14 protein-coding genes are annotated in these 14,628 nt (G+C 68.6%); 13 read left to right on the top strand and 1 reads right to left on the bottom strand.

Going from position 1 to position 14,628, the window contains the following annotated elements:
* Positions 1–52 precede the first annotated feature (52 nt).
* On the top strand, positions 53–3,979 hold the full coding sequence (locus AC3WR5_RS05530; RefSeq protein ID WP_492482489.1) for a DUF3683 domain-containing protein: 3,927 nt from the start codon (positions 53–55) through the stop codon (positions 3,977–3,979).
* Complete coding sequence (locus AC3WR5_RS05525; RefSeq protein ID WP_492482487.1) at positions 3,976–4,449, top strand: HIT family protein; 474 nt, start codon at positions 3,976–3,978, stop codon at positions 4,447–4,449. Before AC3WR5_RS05530 ends, AC3WR5_RS05525 begins: the two co-directional genes overlap by 4 nt.
* Here AC3WR5_RS05525 and AC3WR5_RS05520 read toward each other — a convergent pair whose 3' ends face one another.
* Positions 4,450–5,349, bottom strand: a complete 900-nt coding sequence (locus tag AC3WR5_RS05520) for a LysR family transcriptional regulator (protein WP_492482485.1) — start codon at positions 5,347–5,349, stop codon at positions 4,450–4,452.
* Between the two features lie 103 nt (positions 5,350–5,452).
* Between AC3WR5_RS05520 and AC3WR5_RS05515 the strand changes: the two genes are divergently transcribed.
* From AC3WR5_RS05515 to AC3WR5_RS05465, 11 genes are all read left to right on the top strand, one after another.
* Positions 5,453–5,662: a hypothetical protein gene (locus AC3WR5_RS05515; protein ID WP_492482483.1), complete on the top strand. Its 210-nt coding sequence runs from the start codon at positions 5,453–5,455 to the stop codon at positions 5,660–5,662.
* A 198-nt stretch (positions 5,663–5,860) separates the two neighbouring features.
* Positions 5,861–6,811: a sugar ABC transporter substrate-binding protein gene (locus AC3WR5_RS05510; protein WP_141290895.1), complete on the top strand. Its 951-nt coding sequence runs from the start codon at positions 5,861–5,863 to the stop codon at positions 6,809–6,811.
* Between the two features lie 16 nt (positions 6,812–6,827).
* Complete coding sequence (locus AC3WR5_RS05505) at positions 6,828–8,402, top strand: sugar ABC transporter ATP-binding protein (protein ID WP_492482481.1); 1,575 nt, start codon at positions 6,828–6,830, stop codon at positions 8,400–8,402.
* Positions 8,399–9,376, top strand: coding sequence for an ABC transporter permease (locus AC3WR5_RS05500; protein WP_141291316.1), 978 nt, complete (start codon positions 8,399–8,401; stop codon positions 9,374–9,376). The genes AC3WR5_RS05505 and AC3WR5_RS05500 overlap by 4 nt, the downstream gene beginning before the upstream one ends.
* 6 nt (positions 9,377–9,382) lie before the next feature.
* Positions 9,383–10,408 carry a LacI family DNA-binding transcriptional regulator gene (locus AC3WR5_RS05495; protein WP_492482479.1) on the top strand — a complete coding sequence of 342 codons (1,026 nt, stop codon included), beginning with the start codon at positions 9,383–9,385 and terminating at the stop codon, positions 10,406–10,408.
* Positions 10,405–11,355, top strand: a complete 951-nt coding sequence (gene rbsK / locus AC3WR5_RS05490) for a ribokinase (protein WP_492482477.1) — start codon at positions 10,405–10,407, stop codon at positions 11,353–11,355. Before AC3WR5_RS05495 ends, rbsK begins: the two co-directional genes overlap by 4 nt.
* The gene (gene rbsD, locus AC3WR5_RS05485) at positions 11,352–11,741 is read left to right on the top strand and encodes a D-ribose pyranase (protein WP_492482475.1); all 390 of its coding nucleotides are present in this window, start codon (positions 11,352–11,354) and stop codon (positions 11,739–11,741) included. The genes rbsK and rbsD overlap by 4 nt, the downstream gene beginning before the upstream one ends.
* Before the next feature lie 27 nt (positions 11,742–11,768).
* Positions 11,769–12,167, top strand: a complete 399-nt coding sequence (locus AC3WR5_RS05480; RefSeq protein ID WP_492482473.1) for a gamma-butyrobetaine hydroxylase family protein — start codon at positions 11,769–11,771, stop codon at positions 12,165–12,167.
* Positions 12,168–12,190: 23 nt separating this feature from the next.
* On the top strand, positions 12,191–12,922 hold the full coding sequence (ubiE, locus tag AC3WR5_RS05475) for a bifunctional demethylmenaquinone methyltransferase/2-methoxy-6-polyprenyl-1,4-benzoquinol methylase UbiE (RefSeq protein ID WP_141287230.1): 732 nt from the start codon (positions 12,191–12,193) through the stop codon (positions 12,920–12,922).
* A gap of 80 nt (positions 12,923–13,002) precedes the next feature.
* On the top strand, positions 13,003–14,019 hold the full coding sequence (galE, locus tag AC3WR5_RS05470) for a UDP-glucose 4-epimerase GalE (protein WP_492482471.1): 1,017 nt from the start codon (positions 13,003–13,005) through the stop codon (positions 14,017–14,019).
* 71 nt (positions 14,020–14,090) lie between these two features.
* The gene (locus AC3WR5_RS05465) at positions 14,091–14,618 is read left to right on the top strand and encodes a hypothetical protein (protein WP_492482469.1); all 528 of its coding nucleotides are present in this window, start codon (positions 14,091–14,093) and stop codon (positions 14,616–14,618) included.
* The last annotated feature ends 10 nt before the right edge of the window (positions 14,619–14,628 follow it).

Raw genomic sequence — 14,628 nt, 5'->3', positions numbered from 1 at the left:
CCCCAGCCAGGCGCGGGGCGGCCCGCCGGTCGCTTCGCGATGCCTGCCCGCCATGAACGCGCCGCTCCCCCTTTCCTCAGTTCCTACCGTGCCTGCCGCGCATCATCCCGATGCGGCCGCCCCCCGCCTGCGCGAGATCCCGTACAACTACACCTCGCTGTCCGACCGGGAAATCGTCTTGCGCCTGCTGGGCGCCCGCGCCTGGGAGGTGCTCAACAGGCTGCGCGAAGAGCGCCGCACCGGCCGCTCCGCCCGCATGCTGTACGAGGTGCTGGGCGACATCTGGGTGGTGCAGCGCAACCCCTACCTGGAAGACGACCTGCTGGACAACGCCAAGCGGCGGGGCCTGCTGATCGCGGCCCTGCACCACCGGCTGACCGAGGTCGAAAAGCGCCGCACGCCGGACGCGGACGCGACGCGCGATGCCTTTGTCGGCGAACTGCTGGCGCAGGCGCGCGAGGCGGTGGACCGGTTCGCGCAGCGCTTCGACCATGTCGGCGCCTTGCGCATCCGCAGCCGCAAGCTGTTGGGCCGCCACACCGCCAAGGACAACATCAAGTTCGATGGCCTGTCGCGCGTGTCCCATGTGACCGACGCGACCGACTGGCGCGTCGAATATCCGTTCGTGGTGCTGACGCCTGACACCGAGGCCGAAATGGCCGGGCTGGTGGCCAGCTGCGTCGAACTGGGCCTGACCATCATCCCGCGCGGCGGTGGCACAGGCTACACCGGCGGTGCCGTGCCGCTGACCTGGAAGAGCGCGGTGATCAACACCGAGAAGCTCGAACAGATGACCGAGGTCGAGCTGGTGCCGCTGCCCGGGCTGGCGCAGCCGGTGGCCACCGTCTGGACCGGGGCCGGCGTGGTCACGCAGCGCGTGGCCGATGCGGCCGAGCGCGCGGGCTATGTGTTCGCGGTCGACCCGACCTCGGCCGAGGCCTCCTGCGTGGGCGGCAACGTGGCGATGAACGCCGGCGGCAAGAAGGCCGTGCTGTGGGGCACTGCGCTGGACAACCTGGCCTCCTGGCGCATGGTCACGCCGGACGCCAAGTGGCTGGAAGTGATCCGCCTGGACCACAACCTCGGCAAGATCCACGACGTGCCGGTCGCGCGCTTCGAGCTGCGTTATTTCGAGGCCGACGGCAAGACGCCGATCCGCACCGAGCTGCTGGAAATTCCCGGCCGCATCTTCCGCAAGGAAGGCCTGGGCAAGGACGTCACCGACAAGTTCCTGGCCGGCCTGCCCGGCATCCAGAAGGAAGGCTGCGACGGCCTGATCACCAGCGCGCGCTGGATCGTGCACCGCATGCCGGCGCATGTGCGCACCGTCTGCCTGGAGTTCTTCGGCAACCCGATCCAATGCGTGCCGTCCATCGTCGAGATCAAGGACTTCATGTTCGGCGAGATGGCGCGCCCGGGTGGGGCCATCCTGGCGGGCCTGGAGCACCTGGACGACCGCTACCTGAAGGCGGTGGGCTACGCCACCAAGAGCAAGCGCGGCGGCCTGCCGAAGATGGTGCTGGTCGGCGACATCGTCGGCGACGACGCGGACGCCGTGGCGCGTGCCACCAGCGAGGTGATCCGCCTGGCCAACGGCCGTTCGGGCGAAGGCTTCGTCGCGGTGAGCGCCGATGCACGCAAGAAGTTCTGGCTGGACCGCAAGCGCACGGCCGCCATCTCCAAGCACACCAACGCGTTCAAGGTGAACGAGGACGTGGTGATTCCGCTGGAGCGCATGGGCGAATACACGCTGGGCATCGAGCGCATCAACATCGAGCTCAGCCTGCGCAACAAGATCGCGCTGGCCGACAAGCTCGAAGACTTCTTCGCCGCCGGCAACCTGCCGCTGGGCAAGACCGACGACGCCAGCGAGATCCCCAGCGCCGAGTTGCTGGAAGACCGCGTGCAGCAGGCGCTGACGCTGATCCGCGAAGTGCGCGCGCAGTGGGCGCACTGGATGCAGAACCTGGACGCGCCGCAGGAAGGCGGCCGCTCGTTTTTCGACCAGCTGCAGGATCATTCGCTGCGCGCTTCGTGGAAGACGCAGATCTTCAAGCCATTGCAAGACGCCTTCGGCGGTGCGGCCTTTGGCGCCATCCTCGACGAGTGCAAGCGCATCCACAAGGAAGTGCTGCGCGGCCGCACCTGGGTGGCCCTGCACATGCATGCCGGCGACGGCAATGTGCACACCAACATCCCCGTCAACTCCGACAACTACGAGATGCTGCAGACCGCGCATGAGGCGGTGGCCCGCATCATGGTGCTGGCGCGCAGCCTCAATGGTGTGATCTCGGGTGAACATGGCATCGGCATCACCAAGCTGGAGTTCCTGACCGACGACGAGCTGGCCAATTTCACCGCTTACAAGCAGCGCGTGGACCCGGAAGGCCGCTTCAACAAGGGCAAGCTGCTGCGCGGCGATGCGCTGACGCGCCTGGGCCCGGATGTGCACGCGGCCGACCTGTCGCATGCCTACACGCCCAGCTTCGGGCTGATGGGCCACGAGTCGCTGATCATGCAGCAGAGCGACATTGGCGAGATCGCCAACTCGGTCAAGGACTGCCTGCGCTGCGGCAAGTGCAAGCCGGTCTGTGCCACGCACGTGCCGCGCGCCAACCTGCTGTACAGCCCGCGCAACAAGATCCTCGCGACCTCGCTGCTGGTCGAGGCCTTCCTGTACGAGGAGCAGACGCGCCGCGGCGTGTCCATCAAGCACTGGGAAGAGTTCGAGGACGTGGCCGACCACTGCACCGTCTGCCACAAGTGCCTGACGCCTTGCCCGGTCAACATCGACTTCGGCGACGTGTCGATGAACATGCGCAACCTGCTGCGCAAGATGGGCCAGAAGACCTTCCGGCCCGGCAACGCCGCGGCCATGTTCATGCTCAATGCGACCAACCCGCAGACCATCAAGCTGGCCCGCAGCGCGATGGTGGGCGTGGGCATGAAGGCCCAGCGCCTGGCACATGACGTGCTGAAGCTGGCTGCCCGCAAGCAGACCAACGCGCCGCCGGCATCGGTGGGCACAGCTCCGATCAAGGAGCAGGTGATCCACTTCATCAACAAGAAGATGCCGGGCAACCTGCCCAAGAAGACGGCGCGCGCGCTGCTGGACATCGAAAACGCCGACTACGTGCCCATCATCCGCAACCCGGTGACGACCACGCAGGAAACCGAGGCGGTGTTCTATTTCCCGGGCTGTGGCTCGGAGCGCTTGTTCAGCCAGGTCGGCCTGGCCACGCAGGCCATGCTCTGGCATGCCGGCGTGCAGACTGTGCTGCCGCCGGGCTACCTGTGCTGCGGCTACCCGCAGCGCGGCTCGGGCCAGTTCGACAAGGCCGAGAAGATCATCACCGACAACCGGGTGCTGTTCCACCGCGTGGCCAACACGCTGAACTACCTGGACATCAAGACTGTGGTGGTCTCCTGCGGCACCTGCTATGACCAGCTGCAGGGCTACCAGTTCGACAAGATCTTCCCCGGCTGCCGCATCATCGACATCCACGAATTCCTGCTGGAAAAGGGCATCCGGCTGGACACCTCCACTGGCGCCGGCTACCTCTACCACGACCCCTGCCACAGCCCGATGAAGCTGCAGGAGCCGATGAAGACGGTCAAGGCGCTTGTCGGCAACCAGGCGGTCAAGAGCGATCGCTGCTGCGGCGAGAGCGGCACGCTGGGCGTGAGCCGGCCGGACATCTCGACCCAGGTGCGCTTCCGCAAGGAAGAAGAGATCCGCAAGGTCGAGACCCAGCTGCGGGCCGACGGCACCGTGACGGCGGACCAGAACCTGAAGATCCTGACCTCCTGCCCGAGCTGCCTGCAAGGCTTGAGCCGTTACGGCGACGACCTGAAGAGCGGCCTGCTGGAAGCCGACTACATCGTCGTGGAGATGGCCCGCAAGATCCTCGGTGAAGACTGGATGCCCCAGTACGTGGCACGCGCCAACGCCGGTGGCATCGAGCGGGTGCTGGTGTGACCGCCGCGACGCCGGCGCTGTTCCGCCACCCCGGCTGCGCGCTGTGCGAGCCGGCGCCCGCCGGCACTGCGCTGCGCATCGCCGAAGACGCAAGGCTGCACGTCATCCGCGTGCTGGATGCGCCGGATTTCCCGGCCTTCTACCGGGTGATCTGGCACAGCCACGTCGCCGAATTCAGTGGCCTCAATTCGGCCGACCGCTTGCATTGCATGGACGTGGTCGCTGCAGTGGAACAGGCCTTGATCGAGGCGCTGGCGCCGACCAAGGTCAACCTGGCTGCTTTGGGCAACATGGTGCCGCACCTGCACTGGCATGTGATCGCCCGCTTCGACTGGGACGCGCAGTTTCCGCAGCCGATCTGGGGCGTGAAGCAGCGCGAGGTGGCGGATGCCGCGGCGCGTCTGGCCGTGCCGCTGGCGACGCTGGACGAGCGCGTGCGCGCGGCAGTCGCGCCGCTGCTCGGCCGCTGATCAGCCCCGCTGGCCCATCTCGGCCAGCACCGCCAGCACCTGCCGTGTGGCGGCATCCAGCCGCTCCGGCACGCGGTGGGCCACGCCGAGGTGGCGCGTCAGCGGCGGGTCCAGCGGGCGCAGCTGCATCAGCTCGGGCGCGGGCAACGGCGTGTCGGCGCTGCGTTCCAGCGGCAGCACCGCCGCGCCATAACCGGCGCTGACCAGGCTCTTCATCGCCTCGGTGTAGTTCAGCTCGATGCGGGCCCGCGGCGCCAACCCGGCCGCGCCGAACCAGCCGGCCACCAAGCCGTGCATCATCGTCGTCTTGTCGTTGGCGACCAGCGGCTGCGTGGCGAGCCAGGCGGGTGTGACGACTTCCGGCACCGGCCAGCGCGGCGGCAGGAAAGCCATCATCGGGTCGCTGCGCCAGGGCTGCAGCAGCAACTCGGGCAGCTCGGCTTGCGGCAGCGCCACGATGCCGATGTCCAGCGTGCGCGCCGCCAGCCTGTCCATCGTGTCGAGCGAGCCGAGGATGGCGACCTCCACGTCTATGCCTGGATGCCGCTCGTTCAGCACCGCCAGCACGCGCGGCAGCAAATGCACCAGCACGCCGGTGGACGTGCCCAGCCGCACCTTGCCTTCGCGGCCTTCGGCAAAGCGCCGCACCTGGTCGACCGCATCGTCCGCCTCCTTCAGCAACTGCCGGCCGCGCTCGATCAAGGCCGCACCAGCCGCGCTCATGCGCACCTGCTTGCCGCCGCGCTCCAGCAGCGGCGCGCCCAGCCTCGCCTCCAGTTCGCTGACATGCAGGCTCACGGTGGGCGCGGCCAGGTGCAGCGCCTGCGCCGCAGCGGCGAAGGTGCCGAGGTCGGCAATGGTGACCAGCGTGCGCAGCTGGTCCAGGTTCAGGCTTCGCATCAGATTTCCTGAATAGTTTGCTCAGTTCTTTCAACTTTTCAAATCTTAAGCCCGCCGCGAGCATGGTGAGCCGGCCTTCAAAGGCTTTTCAACGGAGCTCACCATGTCCACGCAGGCTTCCCGCATTGCCACTCAACCGTCCTTGATCGAGGCCTTGCGGCGGCGTGTGGCCGCGCTCTGGCGCCGGGCCCGGCAGCGGGCAGAAGCCGCCCGGGCCCATGCGCTGCTGCGGCAGATGAGCGCGCGCGATCTGGCCGATCTCGGCATCGGGGCAGACCAGGTCGACTGGTTCTGCCATGGCCAGGATCGCTGAAGGCCGGCTACCCGGTTCTCACCGCCGCTGCTGGGCGGTGCGTGATTGCCCTTGCATTGCGGGTTTCCACTGGCAAGCAAACGTTTGCGCAAACGTTTGCTTTCGGTACGATGGCGTCCGCTGACGATCCTGCACCGCCAGACCCCTGGGCGGACGGGCGATCAGCCAGGCACACCGAACATCGACCAAGGAGACACCATGTCCTTCACTCGCCGCTCCCTCCACATTGCCGCGGCCCTGGCCGTCACCGGCCTGCTCGCATCGCCCGCGATGGCGCAGGACAAGCCCAAGGTCGCGCTGGTCATGAAGTCGCTGGCCAACGAGTTCTTCCGCACCATGGAAGACGGCGCCAAGGCGCACCAGAAGGCCCATGCCGGCGAGTACACGCTGGTGACCAACGGCATCAAGAACGAGACCGACACGGCCGCGCAGATCAAGATGGTCGAGCAGGCCGTGGCCCAGAAGGTCAGCGCCATCGTCATCGCGCCGGCCGATTCCAAGGCCCTGGTGCCGGCCATCAAGGCCGCGGTGGACAAGGGCATCCTGGTCGTCAACATCGACAACCGGCTGGACACCGATGCGCTGAAGGAAAAGAGCCTGAACGTGCCTTTCGTGGGCCCGGACAACCGCATGGGCGCCAAGCTGGTGGGCGACTTCCTGGCCAAGTCGCTGAAGGCGGGCGACAAGGTCGGCATCGTCGAAGGCGTGTCCACCACCTTCAATGCCCAGCAGCGCACGCTGGGCTTCCAGGACGCGATGAAGGCCGCCAACATCACCGTGGTCGGCGTGCAGTCCGGCCAGTGGGAGATCGAGAAGGGCAACACCGTGGCCGCAGGCATGCTGCGCGAGCACCCGGACCTGACGGCGCTGCTGGCCGGCAACGACAGCATGGCGCTGGGCGTGGTGGCCGCGGTGAAGGCCGCGGGCAAGACCGGCAAGGTGCAGGTGGTCGGCTACGACAACATCACCGCGGTCAAGCCGATGCTGGCCGACGGCCGCATGCTGGCCACGGCCGACCAGTACGCCGCCAAGCAGGCGGTGTTCGGCATCGAGCTGGCGCTGAAGGCGCTGGCCGCCAAGACGCCGCAGGCCCAGCTGCCCGCCGAGGCCAAGACCGAAGTGGTGCTGGTCACCAAGGGCAGCAAGTAAGCCAGCATTCCCTGCCATGTCCCAAGCGCCATCCACCATCGCCCCGCTGCTCGAGATCGACGGCGTCGGCAAGGCCTACGGCGGCACACCGGTGCTGCACGCCTTGAGCCTCTCGCTGCATGCCGGCGAGGTGCTGGCGCTGACCGGCGAAAACGGTGCCGGCAAGAGCACCTTGTCCAAGCTGATCTGCGGGCTGGAGCGGCCCACGCTGGGCAGCCTGCGCCTGGCCGGCCAGCCCTATGCGCCGGCCACGCGGCAGGAGGCCGAGCGCCTGGGTGTGCGCATGGTGATGCAGGAGCTGGGCCTGGTCAGCACGCTGACCGTGGCCGAAAACCTGTTTCTCGGCCGCATGCCCAGCCGCGCCGGCTGGCTGCGCCGAGGCGCGCTGCATGCGGCGGCCAGGCAGCAGCTGGCCAAGATCGGGCTGGACGACATCGACCCGGCCACGCCGGTCTCGCGCCTGGGCATTGGCCAGCAGCAGATGGTGGAGATCGCCCGCAACCTGCAGGACGACACCCGCGTGCTGGTGCTGGACGAGCCGACCGCAATGCTCACGCCGCGCGAGACCAGCCGGCTGTTCGAGCAGATCGCGCGGCTCACCGCGCGTGGCGTTGCCATCGTCTACGTTTCTCACCGGCTCGAGGAACTGCGCCGCATTGCCGACCGTGTCGCCGTGCTGCGCGACGGCCGGTTGGTGGACTTGCGGGCCATGGTCGGCCTCAGCGAGGCCGACCTGGTGCAGCGCATGGTCGGCCGCTCGGTCAGCGAACTGGAGCACCGGCCGCGCCGCAGGGCTGGCGCTGTGCTGCTGCGCGCCGAAGGCCTGGGCCGCGGCACGGTGGTGCAGGACGTGAGCCTGGAAGTGCGCGCCGGCGAGGTGTTCGGCATTGCCGGGCTGGTCGGCTCCGGCCGCACCGAGCTGCTGCGGCTGCTGTTTGGCGCCGACCGCGCGGACAGCGGCACGCTGGTGCTGAATGACGATGCGGGCGAGGTCCAGCGCCGCATTCCGCGCGGCTTTGCGTCGCCGGTGCAGGCGATTGCGGCCGGCATTGGCCTGGTCGCCGAAGACCGCAAGTCGCAAGGCCTGCTGCTGTCGCAGTCGATCCGCATCAACGCGACGCTGTCGGACCTGGCTGCCGTCTCGCGCGGCGGCTGGCTGCGCAGTGCGCACGAACACACGCTGGTGCGCGGCTTCATCGAGCGGCTGCGCGTGCGCTGCCGCGGCAGCGAGCAGCCGGTGGGCCAGCTCTCGGGTGGCAACCAGCAGAAGGTGGTGTTCGCCCGCTGGTTGCATCGCAGCACCCGCGTGCTGCTGCTGGACGAACCGACGCGTGGCGTGGACGTGGGCGCCCGTGCCGACCTCTACGCCGAGCTGGACCAGATGGCCTGCGACGGGCGCGGGCTGCTGATGGTCTCGTCCGACCTGCGCGAACTGATGGCCATGGCCGACCGCATCGGCGTGATGAGCGCCGGGCGCCTGGTGGCCGTGTTCGAACGTGGCGAATGGACCGAATCCTTGCTGCTCTCGGCCGCTTTCTCCAAGTCTTCCGAGCCCGGCAAGGCCGTGGCCACAGAATCCCCTGCTTCATGAACACCTCTGTGACTTCCCAAGCCGCCGCCGCCCCTGTCTGGCGCACCCAGCTGGGCACCTTCATCGGCCTGGCCGCGGTGCTGGTCGGCATGGTGGCGCTGTTCTCCTGGCTGTCCGAATACTTCTGGAGCCGCGAGACCTTTGTCACCATTGCCAACGAGATCCCGGCGCTGGCGGTCATGGCGGTGGGCATGACCTTCGTGCTGATCATTGCCGGCATCGACCTGTCGGTGGGCTCTGTGATGGCCTTGTCGGCCGCCACCTCGGCCGCCGCCATCCTGCAATGGCACTGGAGCGTGCCGGCCGCTGCGGTGCTGGCGCTGGCCACCGGGCTGCTGTGCGGCGCGGTCACCGGCGCGGTGTCGGTCGCCTGGCGGCTGCCGTCCTTCATCGTCTCGCTGGGCATGCTGGAGGCGGTGCGCGGCAGTGCCTACCTGGTGACGGACTCGCGCACGCAGTACGTGGGCGATGCGATTTCCTGGCTGGCCGCGCCCGTGCTCGACGGCGTGTCGTCTGCCTTCGTGCTGGCGGTGCTGATCGTCATCGTCGCGCAGCTGGTGCTGTCGCGCACGGTGTTCGGCCGCAGCATGGTCGGCATCGGCACCAACGAAGAGGCGATGCGCCTGGCTGGCGTGGACCCGCGGCCCATCCGCATCGCGGTGTTCGCGCTGATCGGCCTTTTGGCGGGTCTGGCGGGGCTGATGCAGTCGGCCCGGCTGGAAGCGGCGGACCCGAATGCCGGCACAGGCGTGGAGCTGCAGGTCATTGCCGCGGTGGTGATCGGCGGCACCAGCCTGATGGGCGGGCGCGGCTCGGTCATCACCACCGCCTTTGGCGTGCTGATCATCGCGGTGCTGGAGGCAGGGCTGGCGCAGGTCGGCGCCAGCGAACCGAGCAAGCGCATCATCACCGGCGCGGTGATCGTGGCCGCCGTCATCGTCGACACGCTGCGGCAGCGCCGCGGTGCTGCCTGAACGGCCATGGCGACCATCAAGGACGTCGCCCGCCAGGCCCAGGTCTCGGTGACCACGGTGTCGCACGTCGTCAACGGCACGCGGCATGTCAGCCCCGAGAGCCGCGAGCGCGTGGAAGCAGCGATCCGCGAGCAGGGCTACGTGCCCAGCGCCATTGCGCGCAGCCTGAAGAGCAACAACACGCGCACGCTGGGCATGCTGATCCCGAACAGCTCGAACCCGTATTTCGCCGAGGTGGTGCACAGCGTGGAAGACCGCTGCTTTGGTGCCGGCTACAACCTGATCCTCTGCAACACCAAGGACGAGGCAAACCGCCAGGGCAGCTACCTGCAGGTGCTGGCCGAACGCCGCATCGACGGGCTGATCGTCGTCTCCACCGGCCGCGATGCGTCGCTGGCCCAGCAGCTCGCCGGGCTGTCCATTCCCACGGTGCTGGTGGACCGTGAGATCGAGGTCGCCGAACAGCCGTGCGACCTGGTCGAGACGGCGCACCGCCAGGGCGGGCTGCTGGCCACGCAGCACCTGCTGGACCTGGGCCACCGGCGCATTGCCTGCATTGGCGGGCCCGAGGGCCTGGTGTCCAGCGAGCAGCGCATTGCCGGCTGGCGCGAGGCGCTGGCGCAGGCCGGCCTGGCCGCGCCCGAACTGCTCACGCACGGCCAGTTCACCAGCCAGGGCGGCTTCGAGGCCATGCAGGCGCTGCTGGCGCTGACGGCGCCGCCGAGCGCGGTGTTCGTCTGCAACGACCTGATGGCAATGGGCGCGCTGTGCGCCGCGCACGAGCGGCACCTGCGCGTGCCGGAGGCGCTGTCCATCGTCGGCTTCGACGACATCGAACTCGCCGCCTTCACCAGCCCGCCGCTGACCACCGTCTCGCAGCCCAAGCAGCGCATCGGCGCGCTGGCGGTGGACATGCTGCTGGAGCGCATCCACGGCAAGCGGCGCGAGCCGCGCAAGGTGCTGTTGCAGCCCGAGCTGCGGCTGCGCGGCTCGACGGCGGCCTTTCAGAATTCGGAATCCTTGACTGCATGAATGACGCTTTGACGAATCGACCTCGCATCGTGGTGGTCGGTAGCTTGAACATGGACCTGGTGCTGCGCGTGGCGCGGGCACCCGAGGCCGGTGAAACCGTGATGGCCGAGTCGCTGCACCACCTGCCCGGTGGCAAGGGCGGCAACCAGGCGGTGGCCTGCGCGCGGCTGGGGGGCGAGGTGCAGCTGTTCGGCCGCCTGGGGAACGACGGCCATGGCCAGGCCTTGCGCGCCGCACTGCAGTCCGACCGCATCGATGCGATCGGTGTGCAGACCGATGTACAGGCGCCCACCGGCGTGGCTACCATCCTGGTCGACGACGCGGCGCAGAACCGCATCGTCGTCGCCGCCGGCGCCAACGGCCGCTTTGCGCTGGACGCGCCGGCGCTGTCGCCCGCCCTGTCGCAGGCCGACTGCCTGGTCGCGCAGCTGGAAGTGCCGCTGGCCGAAGTGTTGGCTGCGGCGCGGCTGGCGCAGGCCGCCGGCTGCCGCGTGCTGCTGAACCCGTCGCCGGTGCAGGCCTTGCCGGAGGCGATCTGGTCGCTGGTGGACACGCTGGTGGTCAACGAGACCGAAGCTGCGGCGCTGGGCGGCGGCGAGGTGGGCACGCTTGCCGAAGCCGCGCTGGCGGCGCAAAAGCTGCTCGGTCGCGGGCCAGCGCGCGTGGTGGTCACGCTGGGCGCAGCCGGGGCCGTGGCTGCGGACAGCGCCGGCTGCCGGCACCACCCCGGCATGGCCGTGCAGGCGGTGGACACCACCGCCGCGGGCGACACCTTCATGGGTGCGCTGGCCGTCGCGCTGGGCCAGGGCCAGTCGCTGGACGCCGCCGTGCAGCGCGGCATCCGCGCCGCGGCGCTGTGCGTCACCCGGGCGGGTGCCCAGCCTTCCATTCCCACCGCGGCCGAGGTCGACGCCTCGCCGCAGCCTTCGCCCTGGAGCCCGCTGTGAAACGCACCGCCTTGCTGCATGCCGAGCTGTCCCACGCCATTGCCAGCCTGGGCCATGGTGACATGCTGGTGATCGGCGATGTCGGCCTGCCGATCCCGCCGGGCCCGCGCCGCATCGACCTGGCCTTGACGCCTGGCATCCCGGCCGTGGCCGACGTGTTGAAAGCGGTGCTGAGCGAGATGCAGGTCGAGCGTGCGGTGATCGCCAGCGAGGCCGTGGAGCGCGCGGGCGGCGACCTGCCAGCCTGGTGTGTCTTGCCCATGAAGCCGGAAACGGTGACGCACGCGCACTTCAAGCAGCTGTGCCGGGAGGCGCGGGTGATGGTGCGCACGGGCGAATGCACGCCGTATGCCAACGTGCTGCTGATCGCTGGTGTGACGTTCTGACATTGGCTGGCGGCTAAACTGCCGGCTGTGCCTGCACCTACTCCCACCGCCCTCACATTGCACCAGGCCTCGCGCCAGCTGGAAATCAGCTTCGACGATGGCCAGGTCTTCCACATTCCGTTCGAGCTGATGCGCGTGATGTCGCCGTCAGCCGAGGTGCAGGGCCACGGCCCGGGCCAGGAGACGGTGCAGACCGGCAAGCGCGAGGTTGGCATCAGCGGCGTGGCGCCGGTCGGCCATTACGGCATCCAGCCCCAGTTCGACGATGGCCATGAATCGGGCATCTTCACCTGGGCCTACCTTTACGAGATGGGTTCGCAGCAGACTGCCTTCTGGGCCCGCTACGAGGCGCAGTTGAAGGCCAATGGCGTGGACCGCGACAGGCCGATGCCGCCCAAGCCTGGCAGCGCCTGCGCGTCGCATTGAACCGAGCTAACGAGAGTCCGCAAATGTCAGAAACCCACTTCGGCTTCCGCAAGGTCGACGAGGCCGAGAAGGCCGGCAAGGTCAAGGGCGTGTTCGATTCGGTCGCGTCCAAGTACGACGTGATGAACGACCTGATGTCCATGGGCATGCATCGCGCCTGGAAGGCCTACACGATTGCCGTGGCCAACCTGAAGCCGGGCGACAGCGCGCTGGACATTGCGGGCGGCACCGGCGACCTGGCCCGCGCGTTTGCCCGCCAGGTCGGCCCGACCGGCCTGGTGCTGCACACCGACATCAACGAAGCCATGCTGCGCACTGGCCGCGACCGGCTGCTGGACGAAGGCCTGGCCCTGCCAACCACCTTGTGCGACGCCGAGAAGCTGCCGTTCAAGCCGGGCACATTCGATCTCGTCAGCGTGGCCTTCGGCCTGCGCAACATGACGCACAAGGACCAGGCGCTGGCCGAGATGAACCGGGTGCTCAAGCCGGGCGGCCGGCTGCTGGTGCTGGAGTTCTCCAAGGTCGCCAAGCCGTTGCAGAAGCCGTATGACTGGTACTCCTTCAACATCCTGCCCAAGCTGGGCCAATGGGTGGCCGGCGACGCCGAAAGCTACCGCTACCTGGCCGAGTCCATCCGCATGCACCCGGACCAGGCGACGCTGAAGGCGATGATGAAGACGGCCGGATTCGGGCATGTGGACGTGCACAACATGACCGGTGGCCTGGTCGCGCTGCACGTCGGCATCAAATGCTAGCCCTGGCCAGCGCGTAGCCCGCACGGCCTGTCACGCGGCCCGCGTAGGCTGTGCCGGCCTCATCCTCTTCACGCCTGTCCATGTCCACCATCCTGCTCACCGGTGCCACCGGCTACATCGCGTCCCACACCTGGCTGGCCTTGCTTGCCGCAGGTTATGACGTGGTCGGGCTGGACGACTTTTCCAACAGTTCGCCCGAGGTGCTGAAGCGGCTGACCGAGCTGTCGGGCCGCGAGCTGGTGTTTGTGCAGGCGGACGTGAACGACCGCGCGGCGCTGGACGCCGTGTTTGCCGCGCACGAGATCGCGGCGGTGATGCACTTCGCCGCTTTCAAGGCTGTGGGCGAATCGACCGCGCAGCCGCTGAAGTACTACGCGAACAACCTGGGTGGGCTGGTCAACACGCTGCAGGCCATGGGCCGCGCGGGCGTGAAGACCTTTGTCTTCAGCTCCAGCGCCACGGTCTACGGAGAGCCGCAGTTCCTGCCGTACACCGAAGCGCATCCGCTGGCGGCCATGAACGTCTACGGCCGCACCAAGCTGATGGGCGAGCAGATCCTGCGTGACCTGGAAGCCGCCGAGCCGGACTGGCGCATTGGCTGGCTGCGCTACTTCAACCCGGTGGGCGCGCACGAGAGCGGCCGCATCGGCGAGGACCCACAAGGCATCCCGAACAACCTGATGCCGTTCGTGCAGCAGGTGGCCGTGGGCCGGCGCGAATTCCTGTCGGTCTTCGGCGGCGACTACGACACGCCGGATGGCACCGGCGTGCGCGACTACCTGCATGTGATGGATTTGGCCGAAGGCCATGTGGCGGCGCTGCGCTACCTGCTGGAGAAGCAGACCTCGGTGACGGTCAACCTGGGGACCGGCGTGGGCTACAGCGTGCTGGACCTGGTGAACGCCTTCAGCCGCGCGGCCGGCAAGCCCATCCCGTACAAGATCGTGGACCGTCGGCCCGGCGACCTGCCGAGCTATTACGCCGACGCCACCTTGGCCAAGTCGCTGTTGGGCTGGGAAGCCACACGCAGCCTGGATGACATGTGTGCCCACAGCTGGCGCTGGGCGTCTGGCAACCCTCGCGGATACGCCGCTTAAAAGGGGCGCGCTGGCGGATCGCGCGACCCCATGGCGCGCTGTCGATAGGCGCGCTTACCTACAATCCGCCGATGCCTGATCCCCTGACCGCCTTGAGCGACCTGGTGCTGCCCGCAGCCACCGCCCGATTTGTCCTGCTGGCCAACCATGTGCTGAGCGCTGCGCCGGTGGCGCCGGCCCGCCTGAAGGCGCATGGCGGCCGCGTGCTGCGGGTCGAGGTCGAGAACTGGCGCGGCCCCTTGCCGCCACCGCCAGCCCTGACGCTGCGGGTCAGCCCGGCCGGCTTGCTGGAAACGCTGGAAGAGGGTGCCGAAGTGGCCGTGCCCGATCTGCGCCTGCGGGTCGACGCTTCGCAGCCGTTTGCCGCTGCCACCAAGCTGGCGCAGGGCGAGCTGCCGCCGCTGCAGATCGAAGGCGACGTGGCCTTCGCGGCCGACGTGAACTGGGTGATTGCCAACGTGCGTTGGGACATTGCCGCCGACCTTGAAAAAGTGGTTGGCGCTACGCTGGCCGAAGGCCTGTCGCGCGCCGGCACGCAGGTGCTGGGTGCCGCCCGCCAGGTGGCGAACGGCGTGGCCAGCGTGCTGCGCCGGCCCTGAGCGGCGGGCA

The sequence above is a fragment of the Ideonella sp. FW305-24 genome (assembly GCF_058788035.1).
The sequence above is the reverse complement of the archived record's forward strand: the minus strand, read 5'-3'. Positions and strand labels throughout refer to the sequence as shown.

What these genes read in the sequence shown, in the direction of transcription:
- AC3WR5_RS05530 (WP_492482489.1), top strand. Translation starts at nt 53, where the DNA reads ATGAACGCGCCGCTCCCCCTTTCCTCAGTTCCTACCGTGCCTGCCGCG.
- AC3WR5_RS05520 (WP_492482485.1), bottom strand. Translation starts at nt 5,349, where the DNA reads ATGCGAAGCCTGAACCTGGACCAGCTGCGCACGCTGGTCACCATTGCC.
- AC3WR5_RS05515 (WP_492482483.1), top strand. Translation starts at nt 5,453, where the DNA reads ATGTCCACGCAGGCTTCCCGCATTGCCACTCAACCGTCCTTGATCGAG.
- AC3WR5_RS05510 (WP_141290895.1), top strand. Translation starts at nt 5,861, where the DNA reads ATGTCCTTCACTCGCCGCTCCCTCCACATTGCCGCGGCCCTGGCCGTC.
- AC3WR5_RS05505 (WP_492482481.1), top strand. Translation starts at nt 6,828, where the DNA reads ATGTCCCAAGCGCCATCCACCATCGCCCCGCTGCTCGAGATCGACGGC.
- AC3WR5_RS05500 (WP_141291316.1), top strand. Translation starts at nt 8,399, where the DNA reads ATGAACACCTCTGTGACTTCCCAAGCCGCCGCCGCCCCTGTCTGGCGC.
- AC3WR5_RS05495 (WP_492482479.1), top strand. Translation starts at nt 9,383, where the DNA reads ATGGCGACCATCAAGGACGTCGCCCGCCAGGCCCAGGTCTCGGTGACC.
- rbsK (WP_492482477.1), top strand. Translation starts at nt 10,405, where the DNA reads ATGAATGACGCTTTGACGAATCGACCTCGCATCGTGGTGGTCGGTAGC.
- ubiE (WP_141287230.1), top strand. Translation starts at nt 12,191, where the DNA reads ATGTCAGAAACCCACTTCGGCTTCCGCAAGGTCGACGAGGCCGAGAAG.
- galE (WP_492482471.1), top strand. Translation starts at nt 13,003, where the DNA reads ATGTCCACCATCCTGCTCACCGGTGCCACCGGCTACATCGCGTCCCAC.
- AC3WR5_RS05465 (WP_492482469.1), top strand. Translation starts at nt 14,091, where the DNA reads ATGCCTGATCCCCTGACCGCCTTGAGCGACCTGGTGCTGCCCGCAGCC.